The sequence below is a fragment of the Blastococcus sp. LR1 genome, from assembly GCF_020166105.1.
Classification (GTDB): domain Bacteria; phylum Actinomycetota; class Actinomycetes; order Mycobacteriales; family Geodermatophilaceae; genus Blastococcus.
In genome coordinates this window covers 15290-33845 of record NZ_JAIUJY010000007.1, presented here as the reverse complement: position 1 = coordinate 33845, position 18556 = coordinate 15290, and the positions used below count along the sequence as shown (strand labels likewise).

The following is an 18556-nucleotide window of genomic DNA, read 5'->3' as shown; positions in this document are numbered from 1 at the left end:
AGCTTTACCCAATAACCGCCCCGAACTGGGGAAACGTGTCACGGGACGGGGAGGAGATCCTCCGGCAGCAGGTCCGGGCGGACGCGCACGAAGCGCAGCGGATGCCGGAAGACCCCCGCCTGGAGAGCCGCGTCGGCGCTCACCTCGACGACGGCGGTCGGGTCGACCCGGGTGAGCGGGACCGAGAGCCGGCCGCCTCCGAAGCGCCCCGTGCCGATGCGGTCGGGCCAGGGATGGTCGTCGTCCGCGGGGCGCAGGACGCCGGCGAGCTCCGCGGACTGCGCCGGCGACAGCGGGCTGGTCCGGCCGACGACGACGAGCTCGCCGTCCCGGTAGCGCCCCGCCACGAGCTGGCTGGGCCGCTCGATCGGACCGATGACCCCGCCGGCGAGCACCTCGGTGCTCTCCCAGCTCTTCACCTTCAGCCAGTCGCGGCGGCCCGGGGCGTAACGGGTGCTGGCGCCCTTGACGACCAGCCCTTCGACGCCGGCGGGCCGGAAGTCGGTGAACCACTGCTCGGCCTCGGCGGGGTCGGCGGTGACGGGGGAGAGCTGCATCGGCGGCGCCCAACGGCCGGCCAGTTCCTCCAGCGCGGCCCGGCGGCGGGTGAAGGCGCGGCCGCGGAGGTCCTCCCCGCCGGCGGCGAGCAGGTCGAAGGCGACGTAGGAGGCCGGGGCGGCGCTCACCTGGGCGGCGATGCGGCCGGCCGCGGTGACCATGCGGCGCTGCAGCAGGCCGAAGTCCAGGCGCTCGCCGTTCCAGATGACGACCTCGCCGTCGACCACCGCGCCGGCCGGGACCTGGGCCAGGGCCGCGGCGGCGACGTCGGGGAACCGGTCGGTCAGGTCGCGCCCCTGCTTGGACCACAGCCGGGTGGAGCTGCGGCCGCGCACGATCACCAGCCGGTAGCCGTCCCACTTGGGCTCGTACCGGCAGCCGCCGGCCAGCGCCGCCGGTCGCGGGATCTCGCGCACCGGCTTGGCCAGCTGCACCGCGACCGGGCCGGCCAGCTCGGGCGGCAGCGCGGGCAGACCGGGGGCGGACAGGGGCACCCGGACAGCCTGCCGACCCCGCGGCCCGGGCGCACGCCGGCCGCGGCAGGTCACACCCGTTCGGGGCGCCGGCCGGGACGGCCGGGTTCAGCCGAGCCGGCCGGCCAGGTCGGCGGCGAACCCTTCCGCGATGGTGAGCTGCTCGCGCAGGGCGTGCACACGGGCGGTCGCCGCCTCGTGGAACATCCGGAGCCGGTCGCTCAGCGCGGCGTCCCCGGGCCGGTCGGCCAGGTCCGAGAGCAGGGTGAGCAGCTCCTGCATCTCCTCGAGCGTGAAGCCGAGCGGCTTCATCCGCTTGATGACCTCGAGCCGGGCGACGTCGTCGTCGCTGTACAGCCGGAACCCGCCCTCGCTGCGGGACGTCGGAGGGACCAGCCCGTTCTCCTCGTAGAAGCGGATGGTCCGGAGGCTCAGGCCGGTCCGCTCGGCGACCTGGCCGATCTGCAGCAGGCCGGTGCGGGCGGCCATCAGTGCGCCGCGCCCAGCTGGCCGGTGTGCCGCTGGAACCGGTCGAAAGAGTGCTCGTCGAACCCGACGATCGTCACCGTCTTCCCGCGGGTCGCGTACTTGTGCGTGATGGCGTCGAGCGCGGCCACGGTGGAGGCGTCCCACACCTGGGCGTTCGTCAGGTCGATGACGACGTCCTGCGGGTCCGCAGCGTACTCGAACTGTGTGTAGAGGTCGTTGCTCGAGGCGAAGAACAGCGCGCCGGCCACGGTGTAGCGCACGGAGCCGTCGGCCCCGACGACCCGCTCGACGTCGACCAGGTGGGCGATGCGCTGGGCGAACAGCACGCAGGCGACCAGCACGCCGACCCCCACGCCGATCGCGAGGTTGTGGGTGAACAGCGTGACCGCGACCGTCGAGAGCATCACCGTGGTCTCGCTCTTGGGCATCCGGTGGATGGTCCGCAGGCTGTGCCAGTCGAAGGTCGCGATCGACACGAAGATCATGACGGCGACCAGCGCGGCCATCGGGATGATGCTGACGACGTCGCCGAGAACCACGACGAGGACGAGCAGGAGGACGCCGGCGAGGAAGGTCGAGAGCCGGGTGCGGGCTCCCGAGACCTTCACGTTGATCATCGTCTGGCCGATCATCGCGCAGCCGCCCATGCCCCCGAAGAAGCCGGACGCCATGTTGGCCACGCCCTGGCCCCAGGACTCGCGGGTCTTGTCCGAGTGGGTGTCGGTGATGTCGTCGACCAGCTTCGCCGTCATCAGCGACTCCATCAGACCCACGAAGGCGATGCCGAGGGCGTAGGGGGCGATGACGCCGAGCGTCTCGGCGGTGAAGGGGACGTCGGGCAGCAGGAAGAACGGCAGGCTGTCAGGAAGCTCGCCCTCGCCGCCGACGTCGGGCAGCTGCCAGCCGGCGGCCACTGCGAGCGTGGTCAGCACGATGATCGCCACGAGGGGCGGAGGCACGACGGTCGTCAGCCGGGGGAGCAGGAAGATGATGGCCAGGCCGGCGGCCACCATCGGGTAGACCAGCCAGGGGACGTCGACCAACTGCGGGAACTGCGCGGTGAAGATCAGGATCGCCAGCGCGTTGACGAAGCCGACCATGACGCTGCGCGGGATGAACCGCATGAGCCGCGCGACGCCGGCGGCGGCCAGCAGGATCTGGAAGACGCCCCCGAGGATCACCGCGGCGAACAGGAACTGGACGCCGTGCTCCAGCGCCAGCGGGGCGACGACGAGGGCGATGGCGCCGGTCGCCGCGGTGATCATGGCCGGCCGGCCGCCGGTGAAGGCGATGACGACGGCCATCACGAAGGAGGAGAAGAGCCCGACCCGTGGGTCCACCCCGGCGAGGATGGAGAAGCTGATCGCCTCGGGGATCAGTGCCAGGGCGACGACGAGGCCGGCGAGCACCTCCGTGCGGGCGACGCTGGGCTTGAGCCAGGTCGGGCGGGTGGTGCGGAGCGCAGGCAGGACGGACATGCTCCCGTTTCCGGTCGAGGGGATGGCGGCGTCTTCCCGGACGGTGGGCCCGGGGCGCGGATCGACGACCATCCTCCCCCACACCTGACCCTCACGTGAGAGGAGAGTGCCGAGTCGTCGATCACTCGTACCGTGGAGGCCGTGACCGAGCTCGCGAGGTCGCGCATGAGCAGAGCACCTGCGGTCACGCGGACGACGAGCGCCAGCGGGGAGAATGCGTGACCGAGCGAAAGCCGCCGGGGATCTCGTACGAGACCTGGGTGGAGCACCAGATCGCCCGCGGGCAGGCTCGCGGTGACTTCGAGGACCTGCCGGGAGCGGGCCGGCCGTTGTCGCGTGAGGCGCTGTCGGGGGACGCCTACGACTGGGCGCTCGCCAAGGCCCGGCGGGAGGGCGTGGACACCGCGGCGATGCTGCCCCGGGGCCTGGCGCTGCGCCGGGAGCGGGACGAGCTGCCCGAGCGGATCGTCCGGCTCGCGTCGGAGGCGGAGGCGCGGGCGGCGGCCGAGGACTACAACGCGCGCGTCGAGGCCTTCTGGCGCCGGCCCGCGGAGAGCCGGTGGGCGCCGGTGCCCGGGCTGGCCGACGTCGAGGCGCTCGTCTCGGACTGGCGCCGGGCGCACCCGCCACTGCTGCCCTCGCCGGCGCCGGAGGTCGTGGAAGTGCGCGCCCGCCGTCGCTTCGCCGGGCTCGTCGCCCGTTTTCGCCGTCGCGCGCGCTGAGCGGCGTCAGTCCTCCCGGGACTCGTCCTCCTGCTCGTGCGCGGCGACCTCGCGGGTGGCCATGCCGCCCTCACCGCCCTCGTCGTGCTGTCCGGGGTGGAGGTTGGGCTGGTCGTCGTCCTGCGCGGGGCCGGTCACAGGCACGAGCCTGCCGCCCCGTCGCGCGGTCCGCAGCACGGGGCCGGCGTCAGAAGCTCGACGTCGCCATGGTCGTGGTGACGGCGAACAGCGCCGCAGCGAGCGGCCCCAGGAGCAGCGCCGCCTGCCGCACGGGCCGCGGCCGCCGGGTGGCGAGCAGCGCCAGGACCGCACCGGCCGCCAGCAGCACGCCCTGGGCGATCCAGCCGCCCGTCAGCCAGGTGTCGGCGGTGGCGCACGGCGAGCAGGCGGTCTCCGTGCAGCTGAACGTGTTCGTGCAGTCGGTCATGATCCCGAACCCCGCGCCGAAGCTGCCGAACGTCGCCAGGAAGAGCACCACGGCCAGCGAGATCGCCAGCGGCGCCCGGGGCGACCGCGCGGCGGGCTGTGTCGTCATGGGCGCACTCTCACAGGTCAGGGCGGCTCAGTCGGCGAGCGCGCGCAGGATCCGGGCCAGGGTCTCCTGGTCCTCGGCGGGCAGCCGGCCGTAGAGCTCGGCGGAGTCCGCAGTCCGGGCGGCGGAGATCTCCTCGCGGATGCGCCGTCCCTCGTCGGTGGCCCGCAGCAGGACCGCCCGCCGGTCGCCCGGGTCGGGGGTGCGTTCGATCAGCCCGCGCTCCTGCAGGGCGTCGGCCACCTCCGTGGCCGACCGGGGCGCGATGCGCAGCCGCTCGGCGAGGTCGGAGAGCCGGACGCCGTCGCCCGCGCAGATGACCATGAGCGCGCGGGCGTGGTGGGGGGAGAGGTCCCACGGCTCGAGCAGGTCGCGGAAGCGTCGCCGCTGCACCCGGGCGACGCGCATGACGAGGTCGCCCAGATCCGTCGTCCCGTCGTCGCGCACCGGGGAAGGATACCGGTTTCGCTGCGGTTACCACACCGTGAGGTAACCTCAGCAATAACGACGAGGGGGTGGTCGACATCGACCCGATGCCGATGGGCGGCGGCGGAGGCCGTGGCGGTGGTGGCGGCGGTGGTGCCGACAGGATCGGCCGCAAGCCGGACCCGGCCGACAAGGCCCAGCTCGAGCGGTCCCCCGTGCGGTGGAGCCGGGTGGCCGCACTGTTCCGCCCCTACAAGGCGCAGCTCGCGGTGGTCGTCGCGCTGATCGTGGCGTCGTCCGCGGTCGCGCTGGCCACTCCGTTCCTGATCCGCCTCGTCATCGACGACGCGATCCCCGAGCAGGACGTGCCGCTGCTGCTGTGGGCGGTCGGCGGCATGCTCACCGTCACCGTGGTGACGGCGATCTTCGGCGTCGCCCAGACCTGGCTGTCCACCACGGTCGGCCAGCGGGTCATGCACGGCCTGCGCACGGCGGTCTTCACCCACCTGCAGCGCCAGTCGCTCGGCTTCTTCACCCGCACCCGGGGCGGCGAGGTGCAGTCGCGCCTGACCAACGACATCGGCGGCATGCAGTCGGTGGTCACCACGACCGCGACGTCGTTCGCCTCCAACGCCACCACGGTCATCGGCACCGTCGTCGCCATGGCGGTGCTGAGCTGGCGGCTCTCGCTGCTCTCGCTGATCGTGCTGCCGCCGGCGATCGTGCTCACCCGCCGGGTCGCCCGCATGCGCCGCACCATCACCGCCCAGCGGCAGCGCTCCCTGGCCGATCTGCACTCCCAGGTCGAGGAGGGGCTCAGCGTGAGTGGCGTCCTGCTCGGCAAGACCCTCGGCGCCGGGCCGGCCCAGTCGCAGCGGTTCGCCGGCACCTCCGACGACCTGGTCGCCCTCGAGGTCCGCTCCCAGCTCGCCGGCCGCTGGCGCATGGCCACGATGAGCATCGTCTTCGCCGGCATCCCGGCGCTGATCTACCTCGCCGCGGGCCTGCCCGCGACGTCCGGTGGCATGACGATCGGCACGCTGGTCGCCTTCACCACGCTGCAGGGCGCGCTGTTCCGCCCGCTGATGCAGCTGCTGGACATCGGCGTCTCGCTCACCGCCTCCATGGCGCTGTTCAGCCGGGTCTTCGAGTACCTCGACCTGCCGGTGGAGATCGACGACCCCGCCGACCCGGTCCGCGTGGACCCCGCGGACGTCCGTGGCGAGGTGCGGTTCGAGGGCATCGGCTTCACCTACCCCGACGGGAACCGGCCGGCGCTGGCCGGCATCGACCTCGCGGTCCCCGCCGGGACGACGTTGGCGCTGGTCGGCGAGACCGGCTCGGGCAAGAGCACGCTCGCCTCGCTGGTGGCCCGGCTGAACGACCCGACCGAGGGCCGGGTGAGCATCGACGGCGTCGACGTGAAGGACATGACGCTGGCCGACCTGGCGCGCGTCGTCGGCGTCGTCTCCCAGGAGACCTACCTGCTGCACGGCACGATCCGGGAGAACCTGCGGCACGCGAAGCCCGAGGCCACGGACGCCGAGATGACCGACGCCGCCCGCCGCGCGCAGGTCCACGAGCTGATCACCGCGCTGCCGCTGGGCTACGACACGGTCGTCGGTGCGCGGGGGCACCGGTTCTCCGGCGGCGAGAAGCAGCGGCTGGCCATCGCTCGCACGCTGCTGCGCGACCCGCGGATCCTGGTGCTCGACGAGGCGACGAGCGCGCTGGACAACGAGACCGAGCGTGCGGTGCAGGCCGCGCTGGACGAGGCGGCCCGCGGCCGGACGACGATCACCATCGCCCACCGGCTCTCCACGGTGCGCGACGCCGACCGGATCGCCGTCCTCTCCGCCGGGCGGGTCGTGGAGCAGGGCACGCACGAGGAGCTGCTGGCCCTGGGCGGGCGCTACGCCCGGCTGGTCGGCGCCGCGGAACGGGCCGCCGAGCTCGTCGGCTGATCCGGCGAGATCTGCACACTCGCCCGCACAGGCCGCTGATGGGGGCGATTGTGCAGATCCCGGCGAGGGCGTGACGAGGCTCGCACCCGGAATCGAATCGGCGCGCGGGCCGGTTGCGCCCCGTATGGACTTGTTCTCCCCCGTGCGACTCGGCGACCTCGAGCTGGCCAACCGCGTCGTGATGGCGCCCCTCACCCGCATGCGTTCCGGCCGGGCCGGAATTCCGCGCGACATCGTGGTCGAGCACTACGAGCAGCGCGCCGGTACCGGGCTGATCATCACCGAGGGCACGTTCCCGAACGAGGAGTCGCGCGCCTTCGCCGGGCAGCCCGGCATCGTGACCGAGGAGCAGGCCGCGGGCTGGAAGCGGGTGGCCGACGCCGTGCACGAGCGCGGGGGCCGGATCGTCATGCAGGTCATGCACGGCGGGCGGGTCTCCCACCCGGAGCTGACCGGCGCCCGCGTCGTCGCGCCCAGCGCAATCGCCATCGACGGCGAGGTGCACGTGGGCGGCGGGGTGAAGAAGGCCTTCCCGGTCCCGCACGCGCTGACCCTCGACGAGGCGCGCAGCACCCTCGAGGACTTCGTCTCCGCCTCCGAGCGCGCGGTCGCCGCGGGCCTCGACGGCGTGGAGCTGCACTCCGCCAACGGCTACCTGCTGCACGAGTTCCTCTCGCCGGCGTCCAACCAGCGCGACGACGTCTACGGCGGGACCCCTGAGAACCGCGCCCGCTTCGTCGTCGAGGTGGTGACGGCGGTGGCCCAGCGGATCGGCGCCGGCAAGGTGGGCCTGCGGATCTCCCCCGAGCACAACATCCAGGGGGCGCTGGAGACCGACCGCGAGGACGTGCTCGCCACCTACGGCGCCCTGGTCGACCAGCTCCGCCCGCTGGGCCTGGCCTACCTGAGCGTGTTGCACGTGGAACCTGGCGGCGAGCTGGTGCAGGAGCTGCGCCGGCGCTTCGGCGGCCCGCTGATCGCCAACAGCGGCTTCGGGTCGGTCACCACCCGCGAGGAGGCCGTGCGGCTGATCGACGACGCGCACGCCGAGGCCGTCGCCGTCGGGCGCGCGCTCATCGCCAACCCCGACCTGGTCGAGCGCTGGCAGGGCGAGCACCCGGAGAACCAGCCCGACGCGAGCACCTTCTACGCCTCGGGCCCGGAGGGGTACACCGACTACCCGTTCCTGGCCGCCGCCGGCCGCTGACCGCCGACGGCGACCCGACCTTCTGGAGGTCGGATCGCCGTCTCCGTGAGGAAACTGCGCGGTTCGGGCGGATCTGGCGAAGAATGACTGCCCGAGGTCCGGACGCAGGAACCGGACCGACGCCAGGACCGAGGTGAGGCCGGTGGCCGACCGGGACGGTGTGCGGCCCGCGGCTGCGACGGTTCCGGAGGACGCACGCCTGGCCCACGCCTTCGTCGAGGCGGTCGAGGCCCTGCTGTGCATCGTCGGTCCCGACGGGCGGATCCTCTTCACCAATCCCGCCCTGCAGCGGTTCACCGGGCTGACCGCCGCCGATCTGCTGGGGCAGCGGTTCTGGGACGTGTGGGTGGTGCCCGAGGAGGCCGTCCTGGCCGCGCACGCGGTCCGGACGGCGGTCGACTCGGGCGTCGCCCACCCGCAGGAGGGCGACTGGATCGCCGCCGGTGGTGAGCGCCGGCGGGTGGCCATGCGCAACACCGTGCTGTACGACGACGACGGCCGCGCCTACGCCGTCGCGTCCGTCGGGATCGACGTCACCGACGACCGGGCCCGCGAGGCCCGGCTGCACCACCAGACCCGCACCGACGCGCTCACCGGGGTCGCGAACCGGGCGGCGCTGTTCGAGGCGCTGCACGCCCGGCTGGAAGGATCCGCGGCGCCGGGGTGCGGACTGCTGTTCTGCGACCTCGACGACTTCAAGACCGTGAACGACGTCCACGGGCACGCGACCGGCGACCGGTTGCTGGTCGAGGCGGCGGCGCGGTTGGTCGAGGTCGCGGGTCCGGGGCACCTGGTGACGCGCTTCGGTGGCGACGAGTTCGTCATCCTGTGCCCGGCCGGTGACGAGCAGGAGCTCCGGGCGCTGTCGACGCGCGTCGGGGTCCGGCTGGCCGCGCCGTTCCCCGGGCCGGACGGCGCGCTGCGCATCGGGGTCAGCGTGGGGGCCGCCATCGGCAAGGCCGGGGAGTCCGGTGACGACGTGATCGCCCGGGCGGACCGGGCGATGTACGGGGCGAAGAGCCACCAGCGCCGCCGGAAGCCCCGCTCGTCCTGAGGCGCGCGCGGTCAGACCTCGACGGTCGCGTCGACGGGTCGGCGCGGCGCGGGGAGGGTCGGCGCCGTCGTGGCCTCGAGGACCTCCAGGGCCTCGGGCGGTCCCGGGCGGCCGTAGTGCCAGCCCTGGCCGTAGTCCGCGCCCAGGCCCCGCAGCACGGCGTGCTCCGCGGCGGTCTCGACGCCCTCGGCCACCACCTGGACGTCGCAGCCGTGCGCGAACTCCACGAGCGAGGCGACCAGCTTGGCGAGCACCGGGTCGGTGTCCAGGCCCGCGACGATGCTGCGGTCGACCTTGATGACGTCGGGGGCGGTGACGACGATGTGCCGGAGCGAGGAGAAGCCCGCCCCGACGTCGTCGATGGCCAGGCGCAGCCCGGCGGCGCGGAGCGGCGCCAGCGCGGCCAGCAGCGCCGGGTAGTCGGCCACCTGGTCGTGCTCGGAGAGCTCCAGCAGGATCCGCTCCAGCGGCAGCCGCGCGAGCAGCTCACCGCACTCCCGGGTGAGCAGCGTGGCGGGGGAGACGTTCATCGACACGTATCCGTCGACCCGGTCCAGCAGCGCGGCGGCGCGCTCGAGGGCGAGCACCTCGAGCCGGTGCCCCTCGCCGATGCTGTGCGCCTCGGCGAAGCAGACGTCGGGGGCCATGCCCCAGTCGCCGGGGAACCGGCTGAGCGCCTCGGTGCCCACGCGCCGGCCGGTGGCGAGGGAGACGATCGGCTGCAGCACGACGACGGGACCGCCGGCGGCCATCAGCGGGTCGAGGCGGGCGGAGATCTCGTCGCGCCGCTCCTGCGACCGGACCTCGGGCTCGATGATCACCGCGGCGGCGGAGGCCAGCACGTCCATGAGCGCCTTGTCGCGCTGGGTCAGGTCCTTGTCGGTGGTCAGCCCGGCGGCGCAGAAGGTGCCGTACAGGGAGCCGTCGCTCAGGGTCACCGGCACCGAGACGTAGCTGCGCAGCCGCGGCATGCGGGCGGCCGGGAGCTTCATCGCCTCGGGGAAGTCCTTCAGGTTCGGGATCACCTGCGGGAGCTTCTTGTCCAGGACCGCCTGGCAGAGGGTGACCTCCTGGCGCTGCTGGTAGCCCTCCTGGAAGAGGAACGGCACCGAGGTGTCGACCACCTCGAGGGTCTGCGTGGTCCCGTCCAGCCGGCTCAGGAAGGCGACGCTGAGCCGCAGCGACTTGCGCGCGGTGTGCAGCAGATCGGCGATCTGCTGCTCGGCCGCCGAGCGATCTCTGCTCACGTGGGTTCCCTCCGCCGAGACGTCGGTTCCCCATCGGCAGGACGGCGCCGGCCCTGGAGGGCATGTCCCCCGGCCGGGTCGCCCGTCATCAGCGGTTCAGGGCCAACGGTCGAGCGGGAGCTCCCTGCCGCGTGCGGTCGGGACGGGCACGGCGAAGCCGTCCGCCGTCTCGTCGGTCCAGCGCCCGGGGTCGGCGAGCAGGGTGCGGGCCCGGTCGGGCGGGATGAGGGGCAGGTCGGCGGCCTCGTAGTCGAGGTCGGCGGCCGGATCGGTGAGCGGGGCGCCGGAGGGATCGGCGTCCTGGTGCAGCTCGACGAGCCCGGCGTCGAACCAGCGCAGCAGCTGGCCCGAGCACTCCCGCGGGTCGAGGGGGTTCCAGCCGTCGCTGCCGTCGACGAATCCGCCGTCGGTGATGTCGAACAGCCACGCGTCGTTGAGCACCGCGTGGTGCATCGTCGTGCGCACCGCCGGGTCGGGCTCCGCGGGCTCCGGGCGTCGCTGTCGCCGTCCGGAGTTCACCATGCCCGGGATCTCGGGCCCGTCGTCCTTCCGGCGCTTCAGCCAGCCGAACACGTCGTCCGCCGCAGGCTCAGTAGGCGACGGTGAAGCGGGCCCGGCGGTGCGCCGGCGTCTCGATCTCGTCGACCAGGGCCAGGGCGAAGTCGGCGCCGCCGATGAACGAGTTGCCCTCGGCGTCGGTGAGCAGCAGGTCCTCGCCCACCCGGTAGGTGCCTCGCGGCTCTCCGGGCGCGAAGCCGCCGTACGCAGCGGGCGGGCAGAGGTAGAACCAGTCGAGCGTCGCCGTCGCGCGGAGGTCGTCGAGCGCCTCGGCCATCTCGAGGCTCTCCGGCTTGTAGTCGGCCGGGAAGTCGGGGGTGTCGAAGAGCCGGGGGCCGCCCTCGGCCACGTGCAGCGAGCCCGCGCCGCCGACGACGCCGAGGCGGACGCCGGCCTGCTCGGCCTCCGTGGCGAGCGCGCGGATGCCCTCGCGCACGGATCCGGCCATGTCACCGCGCGGGGCGACCGCGACCACGACGACGTCGGCGGCCTCGAGCGCCGCGCGCCGGGTGGCCTCGTCGAGCAGCGAGCCCTGGGCGTACCGGACGCCGTCGACCGGCTGCTCGGGCTCCGAGCGGCTGAACGCGGTGACCTCGTGGCCCCGCCGCGCCGCCTCGGTGGCCAGGTGGCTGCCCGTGTATCCCGTACCGCCGAAGACGCTGATCCGTGTCATGCCCGGGGAACCAGCAGGGCACGACGGCCATTCCGGCACCGATGAGATCGCCGCGGCCGGGCAGTCTCCCCTCCATGACCCCGGTGGACGACTACCTCGCGACGCTGGACGACGATGTGCGCGAGCGGATGGCGGAGCTGCGCGCCCTGGTGCATCGCGTCGTGCCGGAGGTGGGGGAGCGGATCTCCTACGCGATGCCGACCTTCCTCCTGGACGGCCAGCCGCTGGTGCACCTGGCGGCGTGGAAGCGGCACATCGCGCTGTACCCGCTGCCGGAGCTGCCGCCCGGACTGGCCGAGCAGGTGGCGCCGTGGCGGGCGGCGAAGGACGCCCTCCGGCTGCCGCACGACCGGCCGTTGCCCCTGGACCTGGTGGCCGCCGTCGTGCAGGTTCTGGTCGCCCGCCGGCCCTGACACCGGATGCCGCCGGTGGTGTGTCCGTGGTCTCATGCCACGGGGCGACGACGAGGTGGCCCGACGGCGAGGAGGGGTCGATGGCGGAGGTCCACGGTCGGTGCGACGAGCGGTTCGCCGCGGTGCGCGAGGCGCTCGCGCAGCAGCTGGACGGCGACGAGCTGGGCGCGTCGGTCGCCGTCGACCTGGACGGCGAGACTGTCGTCGACCTGTGGGGCGGCTACCGGGACGAGGCGAAGACCCAGCCGTGGTCGGAGCACACGATCGTCAACGTCTGGTCGACGACGAAGTGCGTGCTGGCGCTGGCCGCGCTGGTCCTGGTCGAGCGCGGTGAGCTGGACCTCTACGCGCCGGTCGGCGACTACTGGCCGGAGTTCTGCGCCAAGGGCAAGAAGCAGATCGAGGTCCGGCACCTGCTCTCGCACACCTCCGGCGTCTCCGGCTGGGAGCAGCCCTTCTCCATCCGCGACATGTACGACTGGGAGTCGGCCACCGAGCGGCTGGCGCAGCAGCGCCCGTGGTGGGAGCCGGGCACGGCTGCCGGCTACCACGCGAACAACCAGGGACACCTGGTCGGCGAGATCATCCGCCGGATCCGCAACCAGACCCTGCGGCGATTCATCGCCACCGAGATCGCCGAGCCGCTGGGCGCGGACTTCCAGCTCGGCGCCCGCGAGTCCGAGATCACCCGGATCGCGCCGGTCGTGCCCCCGCCGCGCCCCGACGTCGACCCGCGGACGCTGGACCCCGAGTCGGTGAGCGTGAAGACCTTCACCGGGCCGACCGCCTCGGCGAAGGCGGCGAACTCGCCCGAGTGGCGGGCCGCCGAGCTGGGCGCGCTCAACGGGCACTCGAACGCGCGCGGGGTCATGTCGGTGCTGCGGGTGCTCTCGCTGGGCGGCGAGGTGAACGGCGTGCGGCTGCTCTCGCCGGAGACGATCGAGCTGATCTTCGACCAGCAGGCCGACGGCGTGGACCTGGTGCTGGGCGCGCCGTTCCGGTGGGGGATGGGCTTCTGCCTCGGCTCGCCGACCGTGCCGTACGTGCCTTCCGGCCGGACCTTCTTCTGGGGCGGCTGGGGTGGCTCACTGGCGGTCATGGACCTCGACCGGCGCCTGACGATCACCTACATGATGAACAAGATGGGCGACGGGCTCATCGGTTCGGCGCGCAGCGAGGCCTACGTGCGGGCCGTGTACGACGCGCTCGGCTGATGGACCTCGACGACGTCCTCCCGCGGCCGGAGCACGTGACCCGGCAGGCGCGCTGGATCGCCGCTCCGCCGTCCGCGGTGTGGGCGGCGCTGCACGCCGTCCGGCTCTCCGAGCTGCCGGTGACGCTGACGCTGTCGGCGGCGCGCTTCCTGCCGGTGGTGCTCTCGGGCGGCGGTGCCGGGGAGCTGCACGACCGGCCGTTCCTCGACGCGCTGCCGGTGCCGCTGCTCGGATCGGAGGAGCCGACGGCGGTGGTCTTCGGCGGCGCGCTGGAGGCATGGAAGCTCTCCGGCGGGGACAGCGGACCGGAGCTGGACGCCGAGGCCTTCCGCCGGTTCACGCAGCGGGGCTGGGTGAAGGCCGCGATGGACTTCCGGCTGACCCCTGCGCGCGGCGGGACCGAGCTCAGCTCGGAGACCCGGGCGATGTCGACCGACGCGCAGACGCGGGCCCGCTTCGACCGCTACTGGCGGCTGATCCGGCCCGGCAGCACCGCGATCCGCTGGGAGGTCCTGACCGCGGTCGAGCTCAAGGCCACCGGCCGCCTCTGACCGCCCTTGCGCGCTGATCCACCCTCGAAAGGCGGTCGCGGGTGGATGCTCGCGCAATTGCAGGGCGAGCTCAGGCGCGAGGGACGTCCAGGACGACGCTGGTCTCCCGCTCCGAGATCGCCCACAGCTCCGCGATCCGCCGGTCCAGGTCCCAGCGGCGCAGGATCGGCCGCCGGACGGCGGGGCCGTTGGAGGCGTACCGGGGCGCATAGAGCTCGCCGCCGCGGGACGACGGGTCCGTGGCGGCGCGCAGCTGCGGGCGGGCGCCTAGGGCCGCAGGCATGCCGCTGCGCTTGGCCAGTACCTCCGAAGCCGCACCCAGCCAGCCGCCGCCGCCCTCGCGGACGGTGCGCGACTGCAGGTCGGTGTTGGACAGCCCGGGGTGGGCGATGTTGCTGATGGCCGGCACCCCCGCCTGCTCGAACCGGCGCTGCAGGCCCAGCCCGAAGTGGTAGTTGGCCCACTTGGCGCGGGCGTAGGCGCGCCACGCCCCGTAGCCGCGGGAGAAGTGCGGATCGGCGGGGTTCACCGGGCCGCCGCCGAAGCGGGCGGTGCTGGTCACGGTGACGACGCGGGCGCGCTCCGCCCGCAGCAGCGCGGGCAGCAGGTGCGCGGTGAGCGCGAAGTGGCCCAGGTGATCGACGCCGAACTGCATCTCGAAGCCGTCGTCCGTCGTCCGCTTCGGCATCGCCATCAGCCCGGCGTTGTTGATCAGCAGGTCGACGCGCGGGTGCGCCTGCGCGATGGTCTGCCCGGCAGCGGCCACCGAGGCGAGCGAGCCGAGGTCGAGCGCCACGACCTCCGTGGAGGCCTGCGGGTTGCGGGCGCGGACCTGCTCCTCGGCGACGCGGGCCTTCTCCTGGTCGCGGGCGGCCATGACCACGTGCGCACCGGCCTTGGCCAGCTCGTGCACGCAGACGAGGCCGAGGCCCCCGTTCCCGCCGGTGACCACCGCGATCCGGCCGTCGAGGTCAGGGATGTCGTCCGGGGTCCAGGCCATGGCGGCCAGTCTGGTGCGCCCGCCGTCGTCCGGCAGCGCGGGTCCCGGCGCCGCTGAGGTCAGGCGAGCACGGCACCCAGGTCGGCCAGGGCGTTGGCAGGCGCCGGCGGGCCGAAGAACCAGCCCTGGCCACCGTCGACGCCGAGGGAGCGCAGCAGCGCGTGCTCCTCGGCCGTCTCGACGCCTTCCGCGATGACGCACGCCCCGAAGCTGTGCGTGAACTCGACCATCGACTGGGCCAGCTTGGCGAGGATCGGGTCTCGGTCGACCCCGCTGACGATGCTGCGGTCCAGCTTGATGACGTCCGGGGCGGCCATGACGATGTGTCGCAGCGAGGAGAAGCCGGCGCCGACGTCGTCGATGGCCAGCCGCATGCCCCGCTCCCGCAGCGGGGCGAGCACGCGGGTGAGGGCGGGGTAGTCGTTCACGGGGTCGTGCTCGGAGAGCTCCAGCAGCACCCGGTCCAGGGGCAGGCCGGCCAGGAGGTGGGTGCACTCCGGCGTCACGAGGGTCTGCGGTGAGACGTTCATGGAGACGTAGCCCGAGACCTGGTCCAGCAGGGCGGCGGCGCGGGACAGCGCCAGCAGCTCGAGTCGGTCGCCCTGGCCGATCCGGTGCGCCTCGTCGAAGACGACGTCGGGGGTGCGGTCCCACTCGGCGGGGAAGCGGCTGAGGGCCTCGGCGCCGATGCGGCCGCCGCTGCACAGGTTGACGATCGGCTGCAGGACGACGGTCGGGCCGCCGGCCGCGAGCACCGGCGCCAGCCGGTCGCTGATCGCGTCGTGCTGCTGGGCCAGGCGGAACTGCGGCTCGACGACGAGGGCCGCGGCCTCCGCCAGGATCTCCATGAGCAGCACGTCGCGGGCGCTGACCTCCGGATCGGTGGTCAGGCCGAAGGCGCAGAAGGTGCCGTAGACCTCGCCGTCGCTGAGCACCACCGGAACGCTGACGTGCGAGCCGATCTGCGGCAGGTCGGCCGGGTGCAGGCGCACGGCCTCGGCGTGGTCGCGGGCGTCGGTCATCACCGGCGGGAGGCGGCCCTCGACCACGGCCAGGCAGAACCCGCTGTCCCGTGGGCCGGTGTACCCGGCCTGGATGTCCGGCAGGGCGGAGTCCACGACCTGCATCGTGCGGCACTGCTCGTCGATCCGGCTGAGGAAGGCGACGCTCAGGTCCAGCTTGTGGCGGGCGGCGCGCAGCAGCTGAGCGATCTGCCGCTCCGCCTCGGAGTCGAACTCGCTCATCCACCCTCCCCGGGGGGTCGTCGTGCCGGTGCACCGGCACCGCGGCGGGCCGCCTGGAGCCGCGCGGCCGGATCCGTTCCGATTCTGCCCCCTGAGGGGTGCACGGGGGTGGACCGTCAGATCCAGGCCGCGTCGGGACCCAGGCCGGCGTCGCTCGGGCAGAGGCGCAGGAAGCCGATGTCGGAGGTCCCGGTCCAGCGCACGGGGTCGGCGAGGACGGCGCGGGCGATGTCGGGGTGGGGCACCAGGCGGTAGCGGCCGTCGTTCCAGACGCGCCACTCGCGGAGGTTCTGCGGGCGCGGGGCGTCGTCCGGCGGGTCCGCGTAGAGCTGGACGAGTCCGGCGTCGAACCAGGCGAGCAGCTGGCGGGAGCAGTCGGCCGGGGGCCAGGGGCCGTGCTCGTAGCCACCGTGCCCGTTGGAGACGCCGAGCGGCACCTCCCAGAGCCAGTGCTCCTCGACGACGGCGAGATACATCTGCTCGACGAACTCCGAGGGCGCAACCGGTTGCGCGCGATCGAGGTCCACGAGGCGGACGCTACGGGCGGATGGGCCGTACGGCAGCCCGGGCGGCGGTCAGACCCAAGGACTCCTCGACGACGGCGAGGTACATCTGCTCGACGAACTTCGACGGCACCTGCCCGGTCTCCACGGGCGGAAGCTACAGGTTTCCCAGCCGTCGGCCGGGATGCACCGAGGGCCCCCTCGGATGATCGAGAGGGCCCTCGGGTGCGTTCAGAGATCAGGGCATCGGGCGGTCCCGGTCCCCTGGCGTCGTCAGAACTTCCTCGCCGTGCACGGAGCCGAAGGTCGAGCCGGCGGCCGGGTGCGGGCCCTCGCGCAGCAGCGACGCCTTCATCTCCGCCGGCGCCAGCGCCCGGGCGATGTGCCAACCGGCGACCGCGACGATCGTTCCCAGCGCGATGCCACCGAGCGAGAAGTCGTCGGTGATCTGCAGCAACGGGGCGTCGTTCCCGGCGTTCCCGACCGCGATGACGATCCCGGCGGCCAGCGGAACCAGGTTGATCGGGTTGGAGAAGTCGACCCGGTTCTCCTTCCAGATCTTCGCGCCGAGCAGGCCGATCATCCCGTAGAGCACCACGGTGATCCCGCCGAGGACGCCGCCCGGCAGCGCGTTGATCAGCGCGCCGAACTTCGGCACCAGGCCCAGCAGGATCGCCACCAGCGCGGCCACGTAGTACGCCGCCGTCGAGTACACCCGGGTCGCCGCCATCACGCCGATGTTCTCCGCGTACGTGGTGGTGGGGGAGCCGCCGACCGACGTCGCCACCACCGTCGCGACGCCGTCGGCGAAGACCGTCCGGCCGATCATCGGGTCCAGGTCGCGGCGGGTCATCTCGGCCACGGCCTTCACGTGCCCGGCGTTCTCCGCCACCAGCGCGATCACCGCGGGCAGCACCAGCAGCGCGAAGTTGAACGAGAAGCTCGGCCCGTTGAAGGTCGGCAGCCCGAACCAGGGCGCGTCGCCGACGGCGCTGAAGTCGACGCGGTCGTGCGCGAACGGCGTCGGCAGGCAGTACGCGCCGCCCTCGCAGGGGTTGCCGTCGGCGTCCCGCAGGTTCGCGCCCGGCAGCGCGGAGGTGATCGGGCCGGCCGTCAGGTCGAGCACGATCGACAGCAGGTAGCCGAACACAAGGCCCAGCAGGATCGAGATCCGGGCGAGGAAGCCGCGCAGCAGCAGCGACGCGACGATGACGAACGCCATCGTGGCCAGCGCCACCCACTGGTCCTGCGGCCAGTACGTCGCCGTCGCCACCGGAGCGAGGTTGAAGCCGATCAGCATGACCACCGCGCCGGTCACCGCCGGCGGCAGCACGCGGTTCACCAGGCGCACGCCGGCGACGTGGATCAGCACGCCGGCCAGCGCCAGGACGACGCCGGACACCAGCAGCGCGCCCAGCACCTCGGCGTCCGACCCACCCGCGGCCCGCACGGCGACGACGCCGCCGACGAACGACGCCGAGCTGCCCAGGTAGCTCGGCACCTTCCCCTGCACGACCAGCAGGAACAGGATCGTCGCGAACCCGCTCATCATGATCGCGAGGTTCGCGTCCAGGCCCATGAGCAGCGGGAAGACGAACGTCGCCCCGAACATGGCGACGACGTGCTGTGCGCCGATGCCTACCGTGCGCGGCCAGGAGAGCCGTTCGTCCGGGGCCACCGCCTCACCCAGCGGCGGGGTCCTGCCGTCCCCGTACAGCTTCCAGCCGAACGCCATCGGTGCCTCCTCGACTCCGCGTTTGTCGCGCGCATCGTTCCAGAGGCCGATGTCGATCCGGTGAACCCGTCAGGCGGGAGTCAGGCCCGGCGGGCGACCCGTCGCTGCCAGGCCACCAGCACCGGTGTCCCGAGCAGCTCCAGAGCCGCGCCCGCGACCAGTGCGTGCTGCGGCTTGCCCGCCTTCTGCCAGGCCAGCAGGCGGACCAGGCCGCCCACGAAGAGCGCGCCCGAGACGCCGCGCACCAGTCCGCCCGACCGCTCGACGCGGGGGATCGCCGACCAGATCAGTGGGGCGACCGCGGCGTAGACGGCGTGCGTGTAGCGGTACTCGTTCTCCACGTCCGGCGGCAGGGGACCGGTGTTCCCGGGCAGGGAGGCGGGCCCGAGGAGCGCTCCGCCGAGGCCGGAGGCCAAGGGGATGGCGGAGAGGGCGCCCAGGGTGATCTGCAGGCCGCGACGGCCGCCGTCGGAGGAGGTCATGGGCAGGACCGTCGCACAGCGTCGGCGTCCCGA

The 18556-nt window shown here is 73.5% G+C and carries 21 protein-coding genes; 7 read left to right on the top strand and 14 right to left on the bottom strand.

Annotated elements, in window-relative coordinates; all coding sequences use genetic code 11:
- Positions 1 to 38: 38 nt before the first annotated feature.
- The 3 genes from LBW97_RS18715 to LBW97_RS18705 form a co-directional block, all read right to left on the bottom strand.
- Positions 39 to 1052 (bottom strand): ATP-dependent DNA ligase, encoded by a 1014-nt coding sequence (locus LBW97_RS18715; RefSeq protein ID WP_224500884.1) that lies wholly within the window; start codon positions 1050 to 1052, stop codon positions 39 to 41.
- 87 nt (positions 1053 to 1139) lie between these two features.
- Complete coding sequence (locus LBW97_RS18710; RefSeq protein WP_224500883.1) at positions 1140 to 1520, bottom strand: MerR family transcriptional regulator; 381 nt, start codon at positions 1518 to 1520, stop codon at positions 1140 to 1142.
- Positions 1520 to 2998: a SulP family inorganic anion transporter gene (locus LBW97_RS18705; protein ID WP_224500882.1), complete on the bottom strand. Its 1479-nt coding sequence runs from the start codon at positions 2996 to 2998 to the stop codon at positions 1520 to 1522. The genes LBW97_RS18710 and LBW97_RS18705 overlap by 1 nt, the downstream gene beginning before the upstream one ends.
- A gap of 218 nt (positions 2999 to 3216) precedes the next feature.
- On the opposite strand from LBW97_RS18705, the gene LBW97_RS18700 reads away from it, so the two are divergent.
- Positions 3217 to 3720 carry a DUF1992 domain-containing protein gene (locus LBW97_RS18700; RefSeq protein WP_224500881.1) on the top strand — a complete coding sequence of 168 codons (504 nt, stop codon included), beginning with the start codon at positions 3217 to 3219 and terminating at the stop codon, positions 3718 to 3720.
- Positions 3721 to 3726: 6 nt separating this feature from the next.
- Here LBW97_RS18700 and LBW97_RS20135 read toward each other — a convergent pair whose 3' ends face one another.
- From LBW97_RS20135 to LBW97_RS18690, 3 genes are read right to left on the bottom strand one after another with little or no spacing between them, the layout of a single operon-like run.
- Positions 3727 to 3858 carry a hypothetical protein gene (locus LBW97_RS20135; protein WP_255601562.1) on the bottom strand — a complete coding sequence of 44 codons (132 nt, stop codon included), beginning with the start codon at positions 3856 to 3858 and terminating at the stop codon, positions 3727 to 3729.
- Positions 3859 to 3907: 49 nt separating this feature from the next.
- On the bottom strand, positions 3908 to 4255 hold the full coding sequence (locus tag LBW97_RS18695; protein ID WP_224500880.1) for a hypothetical protein: 348 nt from the start codon (positions 4253 to 4255) through the stop codon (positions 3908 to 3910).
- A gap of 27 nt (positions 4256 to 4282) precedes the next feature.
- Entirely contained in the window at positions 4283 to 4699 is a 417-nt protein-coding gene (locus tag LBW97_RS18690; RefSeq protein WP_224500879.1) for a MarR family winged helix-turn-helix transcriptional regulator, read from the bottom strand.
- 68 nt (positions 4700 to 4767) lie between these two features.
- Here LBW97_RS18690 and LBW97_RS18685 point away from each other — a divergent pair, with 68 nt between their 5' ends.
- The 3 genes from LBW97_RS18685 (at position 4768) to LBW97_RS18675 (ending at position 8903) form a co-directional block, all read left to right on the top strand.
- A complete protein-coding gene (locus LBW97_RS18685) occupies positions 4768 to 6642 on the top strand; it encodes an ABC transporter ATP-binding protein (RefSeq protein ID WP_308010509.1) in 1875 nt (624 codons plus the stop codon).
- 124 nt (positions 6643 to 6766) lie between these two features.
- Entirely contained in the window at positions 6767 to 7849 is a 1083-nt protein-coding gene (locus LBW97_RS18680) for an alkene reductase (RefSeq protein WP_224501057.1), read from the top strand.
- Positions 7850 to 7991: 142 nt separating this feature from the next.
- Positions 7992 to 8903, top strand: a complete 912-nt coding sequence (locus LBW97_RS18675) for a sensor domain-containing diguanylate cyclase (RefSeq protein ID WP_224500878.1) — start codon at positions 7992 to 7994, stop codon at positions 8901 to 8903.
- An 11-nt stretch (positions 8904 to 8914) separates the two neighbouring features.
- Here LBW97_RS18675 and LBW97_RS20520 read toward each other — a convergent pair whose 3' ends face one another.
- From LBW97_RS20520 to LBW97_RS18660, 3 genes are all read right to left on the bottom strand, one after another.
- Entirely contained in the window at positions 8915 to 10150 is a 1236-nt protein-coding gene (locus LBW97_RS20520) for an EAL domain-containing protein (RefSeq protein WP_224500877.1), read from the bottom strand.
- Between the two features lie 96 nt (positions 10151 to 10246).
- Complete coding sequence (locus tag LBW97_RS18665; protein ID WP_224500876.1) at positions 10247 to 10723, bottom strand: hypothetical protein; 477 nt, start codon at positions 10721 to 10723, stop codon at positions 10247 to 10249.
- Positions 10724 to 10739: 16 nt separating this feature from the next.
- Positions 10740 to 11381 (bottom strand): NAD(P)-dependent oxidoreductase, encoded by a 642-nt coding sequence (locus LBW97_RS18660; RefSeq protein ID WP_224500875.1) that lies wholly within the window; start codon positions 11379 to 11381, stop codon positions 10740 to 10742.
- A gap of 74 nt (positions 11382 to 11455) precedes the next feature.
- On the opposite strand from LBW97_RS18660, the gene LBW97_RS18655 reads away from it, so the two are divergent.
- From LBW97_RS18655 to LBW97_RS18645, 3 genes are all read left to right on the top strand, one after another.
- Positions 11456 to 11794 carry an iron chaperone gene (locus tag LBW97_RS18655; RefSeq protein WP_224500874.1) on the top strand — a complete coding sequence of 113 codons (339 nt, stop codon included), beginning with the start codon at positions 11456 to 11458 and terminating at the stop codon, positions 11792 to 11794.
- A gap of 80 nt (positions 11795 to 11874) precedes the next feature.
- Positions 11875 to 13008, top strand: a complete 1134-nt coding sequence (locus tag LBW97_RS18650; RefSeq protein WP_224500873.1) for a serine hydrolase — start codon at positions 11875 to 11877, stop codon at positions 13006 to 13008.
- Positions 13008 to 13559, top strand: coding sequence for a hypothetical protein (locus tag LBW97_RS18645; protein WP_224500872.1), 552 nt, complete (start codon positions 13008 to 13010; stop codon positions 13557 to 13559). The genes LBW97_RS18650 and LBW97_RS18645 overlap by 1 nt, the downstream gene beginning before the upstream one ends.
- Before the next feature lie 70 nt (positions 13560 to 13629).
- Here LBW97_RS18645 and LBW97_RS18640 read toward each other — a convergent pair whose 3' ends face one another.
- The 5 genes from LBW97_RS18640 to LBW97_RS18620 form a co-directional block, all read right to left on the bottom strand.
- The gene (locus tag LBW97_RS18640; RefSeq protein WP_224500871.1) at positions 13630 to 14559 is read right to left on the bottom strand and encodes an oxidoreductase; all 930 of its coding nucleotides are present in this window, start codon (positions 14557 to 14559) and stop codon (positions 13630 to 13632) included.
- Between the two features lie 59 nt (positions 14560 to 14618).
- Positions 14619 to 15803 carry an EAL domain-containing protein gene (locus LBW97_RS18635; RefSeq protein ID WP_224500870.1) on the bottom strand — a complete coding sequence of 395 codons (1185 nt, stop codon included), beginning with the start codon at positions 15801 to 15803 and terminating at the stop codon, positions 14619 to 14621.
- Between the two features lie 116 nt (positions 15804 to 15919).
- Positions 15920 to 16330 carry a hypothetical protein gene (locus tag LBW97_RS18630; protein WP_224500869.1) on the bottom strand — a complete coding sequence of 137 codons (411 nt, stop codon included), beginning with the start codon at positions 16328 to 16330 and terminating at the stop codon, positions 15920 to 15922.
- A 214-nt stretch (positions 16331 to 16544) separates the two neighbouring features.
- Complete coding sequence (locus tag LBW97_RS18625) at positions 16545 to 18041, bottom strand: uracil-xanthine permease family protein (protein WP_224500868.1); 1497 nt, start codon at positions 18039 to 18041, stop codon at positions 16545 to 16547.
- An 80-nt stretch (positions 18042 to 18121) separates the two neighbouring features.
- On the bottom strand, positions 18122 to 18523 hold the full coding sequence (locus LBW97_RS18620) for a DUF4345 domain-containing protein (protein WP_224500867.1): 402 nt from the start codon (positions 18521 to 18523) through the stop codon (positions 18122 to 18124).
- Positions 18524 to 18556 lie beyond the last annotated feature (33 nt).

Coding starts and splice junctions, on each gene's coding strand:
- LBW97_RS18645 (WP_224500872.1), top strand. CDS start 13,008: ATGGACCTCGACGACGTCCTCCCGCGGCCGGAGCACGTGACCCGGCAG.
- LBW97_RS18635 (WP_224500870.1), bottom strand. CDS start 15,803: ATGAGCGAGTTCGACTCCGAGGCGGAGCGGCAGATCGCTCAGCTGCTG.
- LBW97_RS18640 (WP_224500871.1), bottom strand. CDS start 14,559: ATGGCCTGGACCCCGGACGACATCCCTGACCTCGACGGCCGGATCGCG.
- LBW97_RS18695 (WP_224500880.1), bottom strand. CDS start 4,255: ATGACGACACAGCCCGCCGCGCGGTCGCCCCGGGCGCCGCTGGCGATC.
- LBW97_RS18680 (WP_224501057.1), top strand. CDS start 6,767: ATGGACTTGTTCTCCCCCGTGCGACTCGGCGACCTCGAGCTGGCCAAC.
- LBW97_RS18660 (WP_224500875.1), bottom strand. CDS start 11,381: ATGACACGGATCAGCGTCTTCGGCGGTACGGGATACACGGGCAGCCAC.
- LBW97_RS18625 (WP_224500868.1), bottom strand. CDS start 18,041: ATGGCGTTCGGCTGGAAGCTGTACGGGGACGGCAGGACCCCGCCGCTG.
- LBW97_RS18650 (WP_224500873.1), top strand. CDS start 11,875: ATGGCGGAGGTCCACGGTCGGTGCGACGAGCGGTTCGCCGCGGTGCGC.
- LBW97_RS18710 (WP_224500883.1), bottom strand. CDS start 1,520: ATGGCCGCCCGCACCGGCCTGCTGCAGATCGGCCAGGTCGCCGAGCGG.
- LBW97_RS18620 (WP_224500867.1), bottom strand. CDS start 18,523: ATGACCTCCTCCGACGGCGGCCGTCGCGGCCTGCAGATCACCCTGGGC.
- LBW97_RS18705 (WP_224500882.1), bottom strand. CDS start 2,998: ATGTCCGTCCTGCCTGCGCTCCGCACCACCCGCCCGACCTGGCTCAAG.
- LBW97_RS18655 (WP_224500874.1), top strand. CDS start 11,456: ATGACCCCGGTGGACGACTACCTCGCGACGCTGGACGACGATGTGCGC.